This window comes from Roseomonas mucosa ATCC BAA-692 (assembly GCF_000622225.1).
Lineage (GTDB): Bacteria > Pseudomonadota > Alphaproteobacteria > Acetobacterales > Acetobacteraceae > Roseomonas > Roseomonas mucosa.
The window spans coordinates 36,167-52,612 of the sequence record NZ_JHWD01000009.1 but is presented as its reverse complement, the minus strand read 5'-3'; the positions used below and the strand labels follow the sequence as shown (position 1 = coordinate 52,612).

Below are 16,446 nucleotides of genomic sequence, written 5' to 3'. Positions count from 1 at the left end.
CGTGTTTGTTCGCGTGATCCGGACCTCCGGCCGTTCCGGCTTGTGGTCATCACGCTTGAAGAGGAGGATTTCGTGACCGACTTCCCCGCCATCCGCCGCCGCGCCCTGATGGGCGCGCTGGGCGTGAGCGCCGCCCTGCCCTGGCTGGGCCAGGTGACGCCGGCCCAGGCCGCCGCCAACGACCTCGTGGTCGGCGTGCCCGACAACCTGACCGGCCTGGACCCAGCCGATGTCAACGACACGCTGTCGCAGTCGGCCTGCCGGCTGATGCTGCAGGGCCTCTATGGCTTCGATCCGGAGATGAAGCTCATCCCCGTGCTGGCCGAGAGCTACACCGCCGACGACAGCGCGAAGGTCTTCACCTTCAAGCTGCGCCAGGGCATCTCCTTCCACGACGGCACGCCTTTCGATGCCCAGGCGGTGAAGGCGAATTTCGAGCGCGTCGCCAATCCGGAGAACCGGCTGAAGCGGCAGAGCCTGCTCGCCATGCTCGACCGGGTCGAGGTGGTGGACCCGCTGACCGCGCGCGTGATCCTGAAGGAGCCCTTCGGCGCCTTCGTGAACACCATCGCGCACCCGGCCGGCATGATGCTGAGCCCCAAGGCGATCGCGCAGTTCGGCAAGGAGATCGGGCGCAACCCGGTTGGCACCGGCCCCTTCACCTTCGTGTCCTGGAACGCCGACACGCTGAAGGTGAAGAAGAACACCGGCTACTGGAAGCCCGGCCTGCCGAAGGTGGAGACGGTGACCTTCCGCTCCGTGCCGGAGAACGGCGCGCGCATCGCCATGCTGCAGACCGGCGAGGCGCATTTCATCTACCCGCTGCCGCCGGAGATGGCCGCGGTGGTGCAGCGCAGCCCGAATGTCGAGATCGTGGACAGCCCGTCGATCATCGCGCGCTATGTCTCGATGAACTGCATGAAGAAGCCGTTCAGCGACGTGCGGGTGCGGCAGGCGCTGAACCATGCCGTGAACAAGGAGGCCTATGCCAAGGTCGTCTATAACGGCTTCGCGCAGCCCCTCGACGCGCCGATCCCGCCGAAGCTGGGCTTCTACAGCCGGCAGGAGCCCTATGCATACGACGTCGCCAAGGCGAAGCGGTTGCTGGCCGAGGCCGGCTACCCGAACGGCTTCGAGACGGAGATGTGGGCGCAGAACAACACGCTGGCGCAGCGCGGCATGCAGTTCATGCAGCAGCAGCTCGCCGCCGTCGGCGTGAAGGTGAACGTCATGCCGATGGAGACCGGCGTGCTGCAGGACCGCATCTGGTCGGTGCAGAAGCCGGAGGACGCGCAGATTCAGACCTATTATGGCGGCTGGTCCTCCTCGACCGGCGATGCCGACTGGGGACTGCGCCCGCTGCTCTGGGGCCAGGGCTTCCCGCCCAAGCTCTACAACACCGCCTATTACAGCAACCCCGATGTCGACAAGGCGCTGGAGGCCGCCATCGCCACCGCCGACCCGGCGAAGCGCGAGGCGCTGTACAAGGATGCCCAGGTGAAGATCTGGAAGGACGCGCCCTGGATCTTCCTTGGCGTCGAGAACGTGCTGTCGGCCAGGAGCAAGAAGTTGACCGGGATGTACCGCATCCCTGACGGCGGCCTGCTCATCGAGGAAGCGGCACTCTCCTGATGCTCGGCTACGCCCTGCGCCGCCTGCTCGGCGCCGTGCCGGTTCTGGTCGCGGTGTCGATCTTCGTCTTCGCCTTCGTCCGCCTGCTGCCGGGCGATCCGGCGCGGCTGGTCGCCGGGCCGGATGCGACGGCGCAGGACGTGGCCCTGGTGCGCGAGGAGATGGGCCTCGACCGGCCCATCTGGAACCAGTACCTGCGCTACATGGGGAACACGCTGCAGGGCGACCTCGGCCGTTCCACCAAGACCAAGCGTCCGGTGGCGGAGGAGATCGGCGAGCGCTTCATGCCGACCTTCTGGCTGACGGTGGTGGCCATGGCCTGGGCCACCGTCGTCGGCGTGCTGATCGGCGTGGTCTCCGGCGTGAAGCGCAACCGGTGGCAGGACCGGCTGGGAATGGTCTTCGCCGTTTCCGGCATCTCCTTTCCCTCCTTCTGGCTGGGCCTGTTGCTGATCAACGTCTTCTCCGTGCGGCTCGGCTGGCTGCCGACCGGCGGCTACGAGGGCTGGACCAGCTTCATCATGCCGGGCTTCACCCTGGGCACCACGGTGGCGGCGATCCTGGCGCGCTTCTCGCGCTCCGCCTATGTCGAGGTGGCGTCGGAGGACTATGTCCGCACCGCCCGCATGAAGGGCGTGCCGGAGCGGCGCGTGGTCTGGCACCACACGCTGCGCAACGCGCTGATCCCGGTGATCACCATGACCGGGCTGGAATTCGGCACGCTGCTCGGCGGCGCCATCGTGATCGAGACGGTCTTCGCCTGGCCCGGGCTGGGGCGGCTGCTGATCGACAGCGTCTCCTACCGCGACTATCCCGTGATCCAGGCGCTGATCCTGCTCTTCGCCCTGGAATTCGTCCTCATCAACCTCGTCGTGGACCAGCTCTACGCCGTGGTGAACCCGGAGATTCGCCTGAAATGAGCGACGCTCCCCTCGACGACATCGCCGGCACGGGCACGACGGCGCCGCTGGAGATCCAGTCTCCCTGGGGCGAGTTCTGGCGCCGCTTCCTGCGCCAGCGCGTGGCCATGGTGGCGGGGGGCCTGATCCTGCTGGTGGTGCTGGCGGCCATCGCCGCGCCCTGGATCGCGCCCTACGACCCGGCGGAGCCCGACTACAACAACATCCTGGCCGGCCCCTCCGCCCTGCACTGGGCGGGTACGGATGCCTATGGGCGCGACATCTTCAGCCGCATCCTCTGGGGCGCGCAGATCTCGCTCTCGGTCGGCTTCCTCTCGGTCATGCTGGGCGGCGTGCTCGGCGTGGCGCTGGGCCTCGTCAGCGGCTTCTTCGGCGGCTGGGTGGACAGCCTGGTGATGCGGCTCTGCGACGTGATGCTGGCCTTTCCCGGCATCCTGCTCGCCATCGCCGTGGTGGCGCTGCTGGGGCCGGGCGTGGCGAACGTCATCTATGCCGTGGCGGTGTTCAGCATCCCGATCTATGCCCGCGTGGTGCGCGGCAGCACGCTGGCGCTGAAGCAGACGCTCTATGTCCAGGCGGCACGCTCCATCGGCGTGAAGCGCCTGCCGCTGGTGCTGCGGCACATCCTGCCCGGCACGCTGCCAGGGGTGATCGTCACCACCTCGCTGCGCATCGGCACCGCCATCCTGGTGGCGGCGGGGCTGAGCTTCCTGGGCCTGGGGGCGCAGCCGCCCTCGCCGGAATGGGGGGCGATGCTGGCGGATGGGCGTTCCTACCTGGGCGTGGCGGACCACCTGACCTTCTTCCCGGGCCTCGCCATCTTCCTGACGGTGCTGGCCTTCAATCTTTTGGGAGACGGGCTGCGCGACGCCCTGGACCAGAAGCTGCGCTGAACCGGACGGGAGCGGCGCTTGTCCGCTGAAATTCCAGGCCCATCGCCACGCCGTGGCGATGCGGCTTGCCAGAGGCGGCGGGTTTCGCCAGCATCCCGTGCATTGCCGCCATTGGTTGCGGGGGCCCGTCCCATCCGCCACAGACGGGTCAACGGCCCTGGCCGGGGTGACGGGCGCAACCCTCGCCTCCCTGAACTGCTTGTGCAACAAGCCGTCGCGTATCTCGGACGGAACGGATTCGGAGTGACTTGATGAGCACCAAGACCACGGAAAAGAAGCCGGCGGCCAAGAGCGACAAGCCGAACGCGCTGCAGCAGCCGCTCCAGCCCTCCCCCGAGCTGGCCGCCGTTGTCGGCGAAGGCAAGCTGGCGCGCGGCGAGGTCGTCAGCAAGGTCTGGGAATACATCAAGGCCCATGACCTGCAGAACCCGAAGGACAAGCGCGAGATCCTGGCCGACGACAAGCTGAGCAAGGTCTTCGGCAAGGACAAGGTCACCATGTTCGAGATGAACAAGTACCTCGCCCAGCACCTGAAGTAAGTCCGGGGGTCAGTTCCGGCCGTCTTGGGGGCAAGGCTCCGTCTCGCTCCCAAACCCCCACTCCGCCAGGACACTGCGTGCCCTGGTCCGGTGAGTGGGCGCTCGCTGAGGCTGGCCGCGCGGGAGAGCTGTGCTCTACGGCGGCTGTGGGTGCCATCGGCGCGGAAACCGTGCCTCTGATCTTGTTTTCGGAAGCCCCGCTGGCACACCCGTTCCGGGGGATCGGGACAGGAACTATCCTTGCCACCGGCACCAGCGAAAGGCGGGGTCCGGGGACATACGATGTCCCCGGCGGTGGGGGTTCCGGGGGCAGGCGGAGCCTCCCCCGGCGGTGACCACTGGTACTCCGCGGGATCACCCCGCCACCGCATCCATCTGCCACGACACCAGACGCGCATAGGCACCCCGCCGCGCCAGGAGTGCCGCGTGGTTGCCGGCCTCCACCACCCGGCCGCCTTGCATCACCAGGATGGTATCGGCGTTGCGGATGGTGGAAAGCCGATGGGCGATCACCAGCACCGTCCGGTCGCGCATCAGCGCCTCCAGCGCCGCCCGCACCTGGGCCTCGCTGATAGCGTCGAGATGCGAGGTCGCCTCGTCCAGCACCAGGACCGGCGCATCCTTCAGGAAGGCGCGGGCGATCGCGATGCGCTGGCGCTGCCCGCCGGAAAGCTGCACGCCGCGCTCCCCGACCGGCGTAGCGAGGCCCTGGGGCAGGCCCGCCACGAAATCCGCCAGCGCCGCCTGTTCCACGGCGCGTTGCAGCGCCGCCGGACTGGCCTCGGGCCGGGCGAGGCGGATATTAGCCTCCAGCGTGTCGTTGAACAGGTAGGTATCCTGCGCCACCAGGGCGACATGGCGGCGCAGCCCGTCCAGCGTCAGTTCCCGCAGGTCGGTGCCATCCAGCAGGATGCGCCCCGCCTGCGGGTCCCAGAAGCGCAGCAGCAGGCTGGCGACGGTGGACTTGCCCGCGCCGGAGGGGCCGACCAGCGCCGCGGTGCGCCCGGCGGGCAGGGCGAGGTCCAGCCCGGTCAGGGCCGGGCGGCTGCGGCCGGGATAGGTGAATCCGACGGCCTCGAACGCCACTGCCGACCCGCCCTTGGGCGAAGACGGTTCCATGGCGCCGCCCACCACCGCCGGCAGCTCGCGTTCCACCACGCGCAGCCTTCGCGTGGAGGCGATGGTGTCGGCGAGCTGCCGCCCGACCTGGGCGATCTCGGAAACCGGCAGGAAGGCGGCGATGGCGAGCAGGATCAGCATCGGCAGCAGCGACGCGTCGAGCCGCCCGGACGCGGCCAGGGCCGCGCCCACGGCGCCGACCGCCAGCCCGCCCAGGCCGGTCGCGACATCCAGCGCCGCCCCGGCGCGGGACTGGTCCTGCATCAGGGAAAGGCGCCGGTCCTGGTAGGCCGCCACCCGGGCCAGGAAGGCCGCGCGCCGCGCGCCCACGGCCCGGAAGGCCAGCAGGTCGCCGAGGCCCTGGATGGTCTCGGTCACATGCGCGCCCAGCTCGCCCAGCGCGGCGCGGGATTCCGCGCCCAGGACATCGATGCGCCGCCGCGCCAGGGTGGGGGCCAGCCCGGCGTAGAGCAGGAAGGGCAGCAGGGCGAGGGCCAGCGGCCAGGCGGCCCAGGCCAGCACGCCGAGCACGGTCAGCGGTACTAGCAGGGCCACCACCGCCGGGGCCACGGTATGGGCGTAGAAATACTCCACCGTCTCGACATCCGTGGTGGCGAGGGAAACGAGGTCGCCCGTCCGACGCCGCAGCAGATAGGCCGGGCCCAGCCTATCCAGCCGGTCGAAGAGCGCGATCCGCATCTCGGCGAGGAGGCGGTAGGCGATGTCGTGCGCCAGCCAGGATTCCAGCCAGTGCAGCCCGCCGGCCACCGGCGCGGCGATGACCAGCGCGATGGCGAGGCCCGTCACCGGCGCGCCGTCGCGCAGCGCCGCGATCAGCAGCGCGCCGAGCACGCCGACGCCGATGAAGGCGGCGACGCGGCCGATGCCGAAGAGCACGGTGAGCGTCATCCTGCCGCGCCAGGGGCGGATGTAGCGGATCAGGCTGGACAGGGTCTCGCCCCAGCCGACCGAGGCGGCGGCGGCGTTGAGGTCCTCGGGCTCCGGCGCGGCCTCGCTCTCCGCCGCCGCATGGCTTTCCGCGGCGGGGCGCAGCGCATCGGCCAGCGCCCCCTGCCCTCTTTCCTCGGCCTGGGCGCCCATGAGCTGGCGGTAGATGCCGCCCTGGCGCATCAGCGCAGCATGGGTGCCGCTTTCCGCCACCCTTCCGCCGGACAGCACCAGGATGCGGTCCGCGCCGATCACGCTGGACAGGCGGTGCGCCAGGATCAGCACGGTGCGGCCCTGCATCAGCCGGTCCAGCGCCTGCTGGATCACCGCCTCGTTTTCCGCATCCACGGCGGAAAGTGCTTCGTCCAGGATCAGGATCGGCGCGTCGCGCAGCAGGGCGCGGGCGATGGCCAGCCGCTGCCGCTGCCCACCGGACAGCCGCGCGCCGCGCTCGCCAATCAGGGCGTCGTAGCCGCCGGGCAGGGACTGGATGAAGTCATGCGCGTTGGCGGCGCGGCAGGCGGCCTCCAGCTCGGCCTGGGTCGCCTCCGGACGGCCCAGGCGGAGGTTTTCCGCCACCGTGCCGTGGAAGAGCGTGGCGTCCTGCGCCACGATCGCCACGTGTGCGGCGATGCCGGCGGGGTCCAGCGTCGCGACGTCCTGGCCGCCGATCAGGATGCGGCCCGCCTGCGGGTCGAACTGCCGCAGCAGCAGCCGGATCACCGAGGACTTGCCGGCGCCGCTGGGGCCGACGAGGCCGACGCGCTCGCCGCCGCGGATGGTGAAGTCCAGCCCGTCATGCGCCGGCTGCCGCCCGCCGGGATAGGCGAAGCGCACGCCCTCGAAGCGGATCTCCGGCGCCGCCTCGCCCAGCCGCAGCGCGGTGCCGCCCGGCGCGATGGCGGGCTCAGCCTCCAGCAGCGCGTGCAGCCCGGCGGCGGCGGACTGGCCGATCATGCCCTGGTGCAGCACGGAGCGCAGGTCGCGCAGCGGGCGGAAGATCTCGGTGCCGGCCATCAGCACGACCAGCAGCGCCTCCAGGCTCATCTCGCCGCTGGCGACGCGGTGCGCGCCGAGGATCAGCGCGATGGCGGAACCCAGCGCCATGCCGGTGTCGGTGATGCCGCGCGTCATCACCGAAAGGCCGAGGACGCGGAAGGTGGTCCGGTAGAGGGCGCGGGCCTTTGCCGCGAGCTGGCGGCCATAGGCGGCGCTCTGCCCGAAGGCCTGCAGGGTCGGCAGGCCCTGCACCGCGTCGAGGAACTCCCCGCCGAAGGCCTTGAAGGCCTTCTGCCGCTCCAGCGCCGCCCGCTTGTCCCAGCCATGCACCAGGGCCGGCAGCACCAGCGTCAGCAGCGCCGCCGTCAGCAGCACCAGCGCCACCGGCACGTCCCACCAGGCGATGAAGAGGAAGATCGCCACCGGGGCGCAGGCGGCAATGGCGAGCTGCGGCAGGTACTGGCCGAAGAAGGTCTGGAGCTGCTCCACCCCGTCGATCATCGAGAGCATGACGCCGCCGGTGCGTTCCCCCGCGAACCAGGCGGGGCCGAGGGCGGCGATGCGGTCGAAGAGCGCGGCGCGCAGCTTGGTCTGCACCGCGGCGGCGGTGCGCCAGGGCGGCGCGGGCATGGTCGAGGACACCGCGCAGCAGCACCGCCAGCACCGCCCCGGCCAGCGGCCAGGCGGCCCCGACCAGCCCCTCCCCGGCGAAGACCCGGGCCAGGGCCACGCCCAGGAAGGCGAAGCGCGCGATGCCCGCCGCCAGCGCCAGCAGGCCCAGCACGACGCCGAGCAGCATTCCGGGGCGCAGGCCCCTGGTCAGGCGCCACAGGCGCGCATCAAAATACATGCCGAATCCTCGAAGCCCGTGACCGCCTGGTGCGGCCCTGCCGGATGCTGGGCCGGTGGCCCAGCGCCGGCAAATGCAAGCTTTTCATCCGCTGTTGAGCTATTTCGAACGGCCATGACTGCCCATCTGCCTTCCCTCCCCGCCCTGCGGGCCTTCGCCGCCGTGGCGCGGGAGGGCAGCTTCGCCCAGGCCGCCGAGATGCTGCATGTCAGCACCAGCGCCGTCAGCCACCAGATCCGCCAATTGGAGGAACAGCTCGGCACCCCGCTGCTGAGCCGCGCGCGCAACGGCAGCGGCCATAGCCGCACCGCCCCGACCGATGCCGGGCGGGAGCTGCTGCTGGTGGTGGAGGAAACGCTGGACCGTCTCGCCAGCGCCTGCGGCGCCATCCGCGACAAGGCCCGGAACCCGCGCCAGAACCTCGTGGTCTCGGCCAGCGGCTCCTTCGCCTCGCTCTGGCTGGCGCCTCGCCTCGCCCGCTTCGCTGCGCTGCATCCCAGCATCGCCTGGCACATGCGCGCGGTGGAAACGAATGTGCCGGACATGGCGGCGGAGGGGCTGGACCTCGCCATCCTGCGCGCCCGGCCCGGCCGGGTCGTGCCGCCGGACCGGCTGCTCTTCGCCGAGACGGTCTTCCCCGTCTGCAGCCCCGCCCTGGCCGCCATCGCCACCCCGGAGGAACTGCTGCGCCGCAGCCTGCTGGAAGAGGATGGCGACAGCCCGGAGAAGGACTGGTCCACCTGGCTGCCGATCCTGGGCCAGAAGCCCGGCACCGGCCATGTGCTGCGCTTCAGCAGCTACAACCAGGTGATCGGCGCCGCTTTGGCCGGGGCCGGGGTGGCGCTGGGGCGCTCGCCGTTGCTGGATGCGGAACTGGCCACCGGGCGGCTGGTGCGCCTCTTCGCGCCGCTCTCCCTGCCCGGCACCTGGGCCTTCGTCCTGCGCGCCCGCCCGGACGCCGCCCGCGACCCGCATGTGGTGCAGCTCTGCGACTTCCTGCTGCAGGAAGCCGGCTCGATCCTGTGAGGCGCGGCGCCTTCCGGCCAACCCCGGGGCGGAGGCTCCGCCTCCCCCCCGGCCCCCCCTCCGCCGGGGACCGAAGCCGGTCCCCGGACCCCTGGCTTGAGTGGGTGCCTGTGGCAGCCGTCAGCTTTCCTGCCTGATCCTTGGGAGCAGGCGGAAAGGCGGGGCTCCTGAACAAAGACGAAGACCCCTTGTCCGCGCTGGCGGCAGCGGCAGTCGCCGGAGAGCCACGCTCTCCGGCGCGATCCGGCCGGCAGCGGAAGCCAGCGAATGGGGTCCAGGGCGCGCAGCGTCCTGGCGGATGGGGGGACCGGGGGTGAAGGCAGAGCCTTCCCCCCGGGATGCGCAACGCAGGACGGGGCGCGCGGCAGCTCAGGCGGTGGCGCCGGCTTCGGCGGTGAGGGCGTCCCGCCAGTCTTCCAGCCATTCCCGGGCCTTCTCCTCCGGCATGTCGCCGGAGCTGGCGTCGCAGCACAGGACCTCGCCGATGCGGCGGGCGCCGCGCACGGCAAGGGCCTTGTCGAACAGCTTGCCGCCTTCGCAGAAGGTCTCGTAGCTGCTGTCACCGAGCGCGATCACGCCGTAGCGCAGGCCGGACAGGTCGAGCGCGGAGGCGCGGAGCGTGTCGTAGAAGGGCCTGGCGCCATCGGGCACCTCGCCGTCGCCATAGGTGGAGGTGCAGAGGATGCAGGCCTCCGCGCCCTCCAGCACGGCGGGGTCGCCGCCATCCATGGCCACGATCTCGGCGCCGTCCAGCGCGGCGGCCAGTTCGTCCGCCACCATCTCCGCCGTGCCGGTCATGGTGCCGACCAGGATCAGGAGCTTCATCGCAGGGTCTCCTCGGTGGGATATCAGGTCCAGGAAAAGCCGTAGGCGGTGATCTCGCGCAGCAGGGCCTCGGGGCCCTTCTCGCCCGAGGCGCCGCGCAGCCAGGTGCGGCCATGCACCTCCAGCCCGCGCAGGTCCACGCGGCCATCGAAGCGCGCGGCGTTGCACCAGAAGCCGCCCAGGCATTCAGTGTCCTGCAGCGTCACGGCAGCCTCGAAGCGGGCGCTGTCGCAGGAAAGGTTGCCGAAGGCCACGGCGTGGTCGAGTTCCGCCAGCGTGGCGAAGCGGGCGCTGTCGAAGCTGGCGGTGCCGCGGAACTCGGCGCCGGAGAAGCGCGCCTGGCGTTCGAAGACCGCACCGTCGAAGCGGGCATCGCGGTCGAAGCGCGCGCCGGAGGCGTCGATGCCGGCCTCGAAGCGGCAGTCCTGGAACCAGGCCAGCCCCTCGAAGACCGTGCCCGCGAGGCGCAGCGGCGCGGCGAAGACGGTGCCGCGCAGGTCGAGATGTCCGAGCGCGCGGCCGGACAGGTCCAGCGGCACCTCGATGCGGCGGCCGCGCAGCTCCACCACCTCGCCGGGGCGGAGCGGGGCGGCGATGGCGAACGGGATGTCGCTCATGCCTCGGCCAGCTCACGGCACAGGGCCAGCAGGGCGTCGCGGGTGGCGCCCTTGCGGCGCACCCGCCCGGCGCTGGCTGCGGCCTCCTCGGCGGCGCGAATGCGCAGCCAGTCGGCGAAGCCCACCGGCTCCACGCCCCGTTCCCGCAGCAGGGCGGCCAGCCCTTCCCGGCCCGGCTTCGCGCCCGTGGCGGTGGCGAGCGCTGCGCGCGCCGCATCGGCGACGAGCCGCGCCTCGGCACGGGCCTCCGGGATGGTGCCGCGCGGGCCACGGCGGAACCAGCCGGCGGCGTAGAGGCCGGGCGAGAGTTCCGGCGGCAGGGCCACGCCCGGTGGCAGGCCGCAGGCCGCGCGGTGCAGCGCCTCGGCCGGGCCGGGCTCGAAGCCGATGGCGGTCAGCACCGTGTCGGCGGGGATCTCCTCCACCGCGCCGCTGCGGCGGTCGCGGAAGCGAACCGCCTCCACGCGTTCGGTGCCGAGCACCGCCTCGGGCACGAGGTTGAAGCGGAAGCCGAGGCGGCGGTCGCCGCCGCCCGCGCCGTCCAGCGCCCGCAGCGCGGCGAGGCGCGCGGCGGAAGGCGCATCCTCCGGTGCCGGGCCGTCCGCCGGCGGCACGCTGATGCGCGTGCCGGCGAGCCTGCCGAATTCCTTGATCATGGCCACATCGAAGCGCGCCGCTTCCGGCGCGCCACGGCCCGCCACCGTGACCTCGCGCACGGCGGACAGCACGGCGGCATGGTCCGGATCGAGGTCGCTGCCCGCCAACTCCGCCTCGTCCTTGCTCAGCATGCGCGCGAGGTCGAGCGCCACGTTGCCGTTGCCGATCACCACCACCCGCGCGCCGAGGGCAGGCACGCGCCCGGCCTCGTCCGGATGGCTGTTCAGCCAGCGCGTCACCCAGCCCGAGCCGTGCACGCCCGGCAAGTCGTCGCCGGAAATGCCGAGGCGCCGGTCGCCCGAAAGCCCCAGGGCCAGGAAGACCGCATCGTAGAGCCCGCGCAGCGCCTCCAGCGTCACGTCGCGGCCGATCCCGACATCGCCCCAGAAGCGCACGCCCTCGCGCTCGAAGAGCCGGTCGAACTGGCGCGACACCGCCTTGGTGCCCTGGTGGTCGGCGGCCACGCCATGGCGCAACAGCCCATAGGGCACCGGCAGGCGCTCGATGATGTCGATCTCCGCCTGCGGCCAGTCCCGGCGCAGGGCCTGGGCCAGGAAGCAGCCGCTGGGACCGGAGCCGATGATGGCGATGCGCTGGGTCATGATGTCACGCAGCCCAGGGATGAGGACGGCCGGGCAGGTCCACGTAGAAGGATTTCTGCGCCATCCAGGCGCGGATGCCCTCGCGCCCCTTCTCGCGGCCCAGCCCGCTGTCCTTCACGCCGCCGAAGGGGGTGGAGATGGAGAACTGCTTGTAGGTGTTCACCCAGACCGTTCCCGCCTCGATGGCCCGCCCGACGCGCCAGGCCCGGGGGAAGTCGCGCGTGTAGATGCCGCAGGCGAGGCCGTAGTCGTTGTCGTTGCCCATCGCCACGACCTCCTCCTCGCTGTCGAAGGGTAGCACCACCAGCACGGGACCGAAGACCTCCTCGCGGCAGATGCGGGCGTTGTTGTCCGCCCCCGCCAGGATGGTGGGGCGCAGATAGACGCCCTCCTCCATCCCTTCGGGCCGCCGGCCACCGGCCAGGATCTCGGCGCCCTCGGCCACGGCGTCGCGGATCATCGCCTCCACCGAATCCCGGTGGTCGTCATGGATCAGCGGCGCGACCTGGGTGCGTGGCTCGAAGGAATGGCCGACGCGCAGCGCCTCCGTGGCGGCGACGAGGCGGGAGACGAATTCCTCGTACACCGCGCGCTGCACGAAGAGGCGCGAGCCGGCGATGCAGGACTGGCCGGTGGAGGAGAAGATGCCGAACAGCACCCCCGCCAGCGCCACGTCCAGATCCGCATCGGCGAAGACGATGGTGGGCGACTTGCCGCCCAGCTCCAGCGAGACGGGCATCAGCTTCGCCGCCGCCTTCTGCGCCAGGGCGCGGCCGACCTCGGTGCCGCCGGTGAAGGAGACCTTGCGGATGGCGGGATGCGTCACCAGCCGTTCCCCCACCACGCCGCCCGCGCCGGGCAGGACGGAGAAGAGCCCCGGCGGCAGGCCCGCCGCCTCGACGATGCGGGCGAGCTCCAGGCAGACCAGCGGGCTCCAGGAGGCGGGCTTGAGCAGCACGGCATTGCCGGCGGCGAGCGCGGGCGCGACCTTCTGCGCGTCCGAGGCGATGGGCGAGTTCCAGGGCGTGATCCCCGCCACCACGCCCAGCGGCTCGTGCACCGACAGGGTCAGCGCATCGCCCCGCTGCGGCGTCAGCGCCTCCTCCGAGGTTTCCAGCAGCGCCGCCATGTAGCGGAAGGTGCCCGCGGCGCTCATCGCCAGGGCGCGCGTCTCGGCCAGGGTCTTGCCCGTGTCGCGCGATTGCACATAGCTGATCCGGTCGGCCTCGCGCGCGATGCCTTCCGCGATACGATAGAGGTAGCTGGCGCGCTCGTGCGGCCGCAGGTTGCGCCAGGACGGGTCGCGCTGCGCCCGCTGCGCCGCCTCGACGGCGAGGTCCACATCCTCCGCCGAGGCGCCGCGCAGCACCCGGTTCAGCGAGCGGTCGGCGGGAAAGGTCGAGGTGATCTCGGCACCCCGCCCCTCCCGCCATTTGCCGGCGAAATAGAGCTTTCCCTCGGGCAGATCGAACGGCCGCATGAGTCTGGCCTCCCTCAGATGACGGTGGCGGATGCGCGGTTCAGCAGCTCGCGCGCCACGCTGTACCCCGCAGTCAGCGAGGTCTTCGGATTGGCCGGCGAGGGACGCCCCTCCAGCCTGATGGTGAAATCGGCGCAGCCGGAGCGCACCGCGACCTCGTGGACGTTGCGGCCGATGCCCGGATCGGCGACCAGCTTCACCCGCACCGTATCGAAGCCGCCCGCAGCCAGCGCCACGGTGGCGGCGACATTGGCGTTCTGCGGATAGTCCCGCGCCGCCTCGCGCGCCGTGCCCTCGTAGAAGGCCGTGGGTTCCGTCAGCGCGTCGAGGTCCAGCAGGGTCTCGGCCTGCGTGCCCTTCCAGGCGCGCGGCGGCTTGCGGCCGAGATAGGTGACCTCCTCCAGCCCCGAGAGCCGCGCCGCGCCCAGCGCATCGATGCCGCCCACGGCACCAGGGGGCAGGACGAGCTTCGCGCCCCCTGCCCGCGCCGCTGCCTCCAGGCGCGCATGCAGTTCGGCATCCGCCAGGGCGCCGATGGCGATCACCACGAGGTCGCGCCCGCCGCGCAGCACGGCCTCGCCATGGTCGCGCACCGCGCCATGGCCGGCGCATTCCGCCACCACATCCGGCGCATCGGCCAGGAAGCCCGCGATGTCGCCGCGCACGCTGCCGGTCTCCGCCACGCGGTGCGCGGCGAGCAGCGCCTCGGCCTTCGCCTCGCTGCCGGGGCGGACCAGGATGGTGACATGCTCCAGCGGTGCCGGAAGATGCGCGGCCAGCGCCTCCAGCACCGTCGCCGCCATGCCGCCCGCGCCGATCAGGCCGAGGCGCCGCATGGTCAGCGCGCCCCGCCCGCGGCGCCCGCCGGCGGGCCCGCGAAGGCATTGGCGAAGGGGCCGATCTCCGTCATGTCGATCTCCAGCACCCGCGGCCCTTCCTCGGCCAGCGCCGCGTCCAGGGCGGAGGCGAAGTCCTCGACATCGGCGATGCGGGTGTGCGGCATGCCGATGGCGGCGCAGAGCAGGGCGAAGTCCGGGGTGCGCAGGGCGGAGTAGTGGTGCCGCCCGCCATACTGCGCGTCCTGGATGTTCCTGATCACGCCATAGGCCTTGTCGTTCATCAGCACGAAGGCGATCGGCGCCTTCTCCTCCACGGCGCTGATCAGCTCCGCGATGCCGAGCTGCGCGCCGCCGTCGCCCATCAGCGCCACGGTCTTCTCCGCCGCCGCGAGGGAGGCGCCGATGGCCATGGCGATGCCCTGGCCGATGCCGCCGCCCAGCGCGTGCACGCCGAGATTGGGCGCCGCGATCTGGACGTAGCGGTTGCCGAAGGTGCTGTTGGAAATGGTGACGTCGCGCACCCAGGGATGGCGGCCGGCCGGCACGCGCTCCAGCAGCGCATCCGCCACGACCTGGTAGGGGCCGAGATTGGCGCGCAGCGCGCCCTCCGCCTGGGCTCGGGCGATGGTGACGTCGTGCAGGAAGATCCGGTCGGTGTCGAGCTGTTCCGGCAGGCGCTCCAGCAGGCCGCGCAGCGCGGCGCCGGCATCGGCGTGCAGCAGCAGGTCGGCGGCGTAGTTGCGGCCGCCCTGCGCGGCATCGGCGTCGATCTGCACCAGCGGGCGTGGCAGGCGCATGGCGTTGTTGCGCGTCTCGTTGCCGCGCAGGCGGGAGCCGATGACGATCATCAGGTCGCTGCGGTCGTAGATCGCCTGCGCCTCCGGCCCCATGTTGAAGGCGCCCAGGCTGTGCGGGCTGCTTTCCGGCACCACGGCGCGCCCGTTGGTGCTGGTGACGACAGCGATGCCGCGCGCGGCGAGCGCAGTGGCCTCCGCCTCCGCCCCGCGCGCGCCGCCGCCGAGCCAGAGCACCGGGCGCTTCGCCGCGCACAGCAGGTCGGCCACGCGGTCCAGCAGCACCGGGTCGGGCTGCGGCCGGTTGATCATCGGCGCGCGGAAGGCCTGGAGCGAGGCGCCGCCTGCCTTCTGCCGCTGCACGTCCACCGGGATCTCCAGCGAGACCGGGCCGGTCGGCGGCGTCAGCGCGGCGCCGGCGGCGGCCTGCAGCATGCCCAGCGCGGCATGGCCGTCCCAGATGCGGAAATAGGCCTTGCTCACCGCCTTCAGCATGTCCGGCTGGCGCGGCACGTCATGGATCGGCGCGCGGTCGCGGTCGGCGAAGGGCAGGTCGATCTGCGTGGTGATGTGCAGCACGCGCGAGCCCGCGGTCAGCGCCTCGGCCTGTGCCCCCGCCGCATTGCCGGCGGCGGTGCCGGTGCTGGTGATGGCGACGCCCAGCCCGCCGGAAACGCGGGCATAGGCGTCGGCCATGTTCATCGCCCCGGCCTCCCCCCGCGCCGGCACGAAGCGGATGCGGCCCTGGGTGGCGAGCGCGTCCAGGATCGGCATGTTGTGGATGGAGATGACGCCGAAGACGATCTCCACGCCGATATCGGCGAGGTAGCGCGCCACCAGCTCGCCCACCGTTTCCGCGAAGGTGGTGGTGCCGGCCGGCTGGGGCGAGAGGGCGGTCTGTGACATGGGAGGCGTCCTCAGAGGAAGCGCGACACGCCGCCCGAGACTTCGAGCTGGGCGCCGGTGACGTAGGAGGCGGCTGGGGAGCCGAGGAAGAGGATGGCGCGGGCGGGCTCCTCCGGCTGGCCGAGGCGGCCGGCGGGGATGCCCTTCTTCGCGGCGAGGCTGGCGAACCAGGCCTCGCGACCGATGCCGGTCTCGGCATGGGCGGCCTGCCAGCGGCGCTGCCACTGGCCGGAATCCACGAGGCCCAGCAGGATGGAGTTCACCCGGATCGCGGGCGCCAGCTCGGTGGCCAGCGACTTCAGCAGGTTCTGCACGCCCGCCCGCGCGGCGGAGGTGCAGACCATGTGCGGCTCGGGCTGCAGGGCGAGCAGCGAGTTCACGCCGACGATGGCGGCGGCGTCGCTTGCCCGCAGCAGCGGCAGGAAGGCGCGCAGCGGGCGGATCTGGCTGAAGAACTTCAGCTCCAGCTCCTCCCGCCAGGCCTCGTCGGTGGTTTCGGCGAAGGTGGAGACGCGGCCCTGGCCGGCATTGTTCACCAGCAGGTCGCAGCGCCCGCGCCAGCCGCGCACGGCCTCGGCGAAGCCCGCCACCTGCGCCCCGTCCAGCACGTCGCAGCGATGGGCGAGGAGGCTCTCTCCGCCGCCCAGCGCCTCGCGCGCCGAGGCCAGGCGTGCCTCGTCCCGCCCGCAGATGGCCACCGAGGCGCCCTCCGCCAGCAGCAGCCGCGCGCAGGCGAGGCCGATGCCCGAGGTGCCGCCGGTCACGACCGCGACGCGGCCCGCGTAGCCCAGGTCCATGGC

General features: G+C 72.0%; 13 protein-coding genes. 5 read left to right on the top strand and 8 right to left on the bottom strand.

The features are described 5' to 3' along the window. The first annotated feature begins 72 nt into the window (after positions 1 to 72). The 4 genes from gsiB (at position 73) to BT98_RS0111140 (ending at position 3,984) form a co-directional block, all read left to right on the top strand. Positions 73 to 1,632 carry a glutathione ABC transporter substrate-binding protein GsiB gene (gene gsiB, locus BT98_RS0111155; RefSeq protein WP_237719424.1) on the top strand — a complete coding sequence of 520 codons (1,560 nt, stop codon included), beginning with the start codon at positions 73 to 75 and terminating at the stop codon, positions 1,630 to 1,632. After that, entirely contained in the window at positions 1,632 to 2,552 is a 921-nt protein-coding gene (gene gsiC, locus BT98_RS0111150; protein WP_019463084.1) for a glutathione ABC transporter permease GsiC, read from the top strand. Before gsiB ends, gsiC begins: the two co-directional genes overlap by 1 nt. Then, complete coding sequence (locus BT98_RS0111145) at positions 2,549 to 3,445, top strand: ABC transporter permease subunit (protein WP_019463083.1); 897 nt, start codon at positions 2,549 to 2,551, stop codon at positions 3,443 to 3,445. Before gsiC ends, BT98_RS0111145 begins: the two co-directional genes overlap by 4 nt. A gap of 251 nt (positions 3,446 to 3,696) precedes the next feature. Further along, positions 3,697 to 3,984: an SWIB/MDM2 domain-containing protein gene (locus BT98_RS0111140; protein WP_019463082.1), complete on the top strand. Its 288-nt coding sequence runs from the start codon at positions 3,697 to 3,699 to the stop codon at positions 3,982 to 3,984. A gap of 354 nt (positions 3,985 to 4,338) precedes the next feature. On the opposite strand, the gene BT98_RS24085 is transcribed toward BT98_RS0111140, so the two are convergent. Further along, on the bottom strand, positions 4,339 to 7,680 hold the full coding sequence (locus BT98_RS24085) for an ABC transporter ATP-binding protein (protein WP_019463081.1): 3,342 nt from the start codon (positions 7,678 to 7,680) through the stop codon (positions 4,339 to 4,341). 334 nt (positions 7,681 to 8,014) lie between these two features. Between BT98_RS24085 and BT98_RS0111130 the strand changes: the two genes are divergently transcribed. Further along, positions 8,015 to 8,926 (top strand): LysR substrate-binding domain-containing protein, encoded by a 912-nt coding sequence (locus BT98_RS0111130; protein WP_019463080.1) that lies wholly within the window; start codon positions 8,015 to 8,017, stop codon positions 8,924 to 8,926. 369 nt (positions 8,927 to 9,295) lie between these two features. On the opposite strand, the gene BT98_RS0111125 is transcribed toward BT98_RS0111130, so the two are convergent. The 7 genes from BT98_RS0111125 to BT98_RS0111095 are packed head-to-tail and all read right to left on the bottom strand — an operon-like array spanning position 9,296 to position 16,443. After that, on the bottom strand, positions 9,296 to 9,751 hold the full coding sequence (locus BT98_RS0111125; RefSeq protein ID WP_019460485.1) for a flavodoxin domain-containing protein: 456 nt from the start codon (positions 9,749 to 9,751) through the stop codon (positions 9,296 to 9,298). 23 nt (positions 9,752 to 9,774) lie between these two features. Further along, the gene (locus BT98_RS26115; RefSeq protein WP_019460484.1) at positions 9,775 to 10,368 is read right to left on the bottom strand and encodes a pentapeptide repeat-containing protein; all 594 of its coding nucleotides are present in this window, start codon (positions 10,366 to 10,368) and stop codon (positions 9,775 to 9,777) included. Continuing rightward, the gene (locus BT98_RS0111115) at positions 10,365 to 11,627 is read right to left on the bottom strand and encodes an FAD-dependent oxidoreductase (RefSeq protein ID WP_019460483.1); all 1,263 of its coding nucleotides are present in this window, start codon (positions 11,625 to 11,627) and stop codon (positions 10,365 to 10,367) included. The genes BT98_RS26115 and BT98_RS0111115 overlap by 4 nt, the downstream gene beginning before the upstream one ends. 4 nt (positions 11,628 to 11,631) lie before the next feature. Continuing rightward, the gene (locus BT98_RS0111110; RefSeq protein WP_019460482.1) at positions 11,632 to 13,107 is read right to left on the bottom strand and encodes an aldehyde dehydrogenase; all 1,476 of its coding nucleotides are present in this window, start codon (positions 13,105 to 13,107) and stop codon (positions 11,632 to 11,634) included. A gap of 14 nt (positions 13,108 to 13,121) precedes the next feature. Further along, complete coding sequence (locus BT98_RS0111105; protein ID WP_019460481.1) at positions 13,122 to 13,943, bottom strand: aspartate dehydrogenase; 822 nt, start codon at positions 13,941 to 13,943, stop codon at positions 13,122 to 13,124. 2 nt (positions 13,944 to 13,945) lie between these two features. Further along, positions 13,946 to 15,646 carry a thiamine pyrophosphate-binding protein gene (locus tag BT98_RS0111100; RefSeq protein WP_019460480.1) on the bottom strand — a complete coding sequence of 567 codons (1,701 nt, stop codon included), beginning with the start codon at positions 15,644 to 15,646 and terminating at the stop codon, positions 13,946 to 13,948. A gap of 11 nt (positions 15,647 to 15,657) precedes the next feature. Continuing rightward, entirely contained in the window at positions 15,658 to 16,443 is a 786-nt protein-coding gene (locus BT98_RS0111095) for an SDR family oxidoreductase (RefSeq protein WP_019460479.1), read from the bottom strand. Positions 16,444 to 16,446 lie beyond the last annotated feature (3 nt).

Coding starts and splice junctions, on each gene's coding strand:
- gsiC (WP_019463084.1), top strand. CDS start 1,632: ATGCTCGGCTACGCCCTGCGCCGCCTGCTCGGCGCCGTGCCGGTTCTG.
- BT98_RS0111095 (WP_019460479.1), bottom strand. CDS start 16,443: ATGGACCTGGGCTACGCGGGCCGCGTCGCGGTCGTGACCGGCGGCACC.
- BT98_RS24085 (WP_019463081.1), bottom strand. CDS start 7,680: ATGCCCGCGCCGCCCTGGCGCACCGCCGCCGCGGTGCAGACCAAGCTG.
- BT98_RS26115 (WP_019460484.1), bottom strand. CDS start 10,368: ATGAGCGACATCCCGTTCGCCATCGCCGCCCCGCTCCGCCCCGGCGAG.
- BT98_RS0111140 (WP_019463082.1), top strand. CDS start 3,697: ATGAGCACCAAGACCACGGAAAAGAAGCCGGCGGCCAAGAGCGACAAG.
- BT98_RS0111125 (WP_019460485.1), bottom strand. CDS start 9,751: ATGAAGCTCCTGATCCTGGTCGGCACCATGACCGGCACGGCGGAGATG.
- BT98_RS0111110 (WP_019460482.1), bottom strand. CDS start 13,107: ATGCGGCCGTTCGATCTGCCCGAGGGAAAGCTCTATTTCGCCGGCAAA.
- BT98_RS0111115 (WP_019460483.1), bottom strand. CDS start 11,627: ATGACCCAGCGCATCGCCATCATCGGCTCCGGTCCCAGCGGCTGCTTC.
- BT98_RS0111100 (WP_019460480.1), bottom strand. CDS start 15,646: ATGTCACAGACCGCCCTCTCGCCCCAGCCGGCCGGCACCACCACCTTC.
- BT98_RS0111105 (WP_019460481.1), bottom strand. CDS start 13,943: ATGCGGCGCCTCGGCCTGATCGGCGCGGGCGGCATGGCGGCGACGGTG.
- BT98_RS0111130 (WP_019463080.1), top strand. CDS start 8,015: ATGACTGCCCATCTGCCTTCCCTCCCCGCCCTGCGGGCCTTCGCCGCC.
- BT98_RS0111145 (WP_019463083.1), top strand. CDS start 2,549: ATGAGCGACGCTCCCCTCGACGACATCGCCGGCACGGGCACGACGGCG.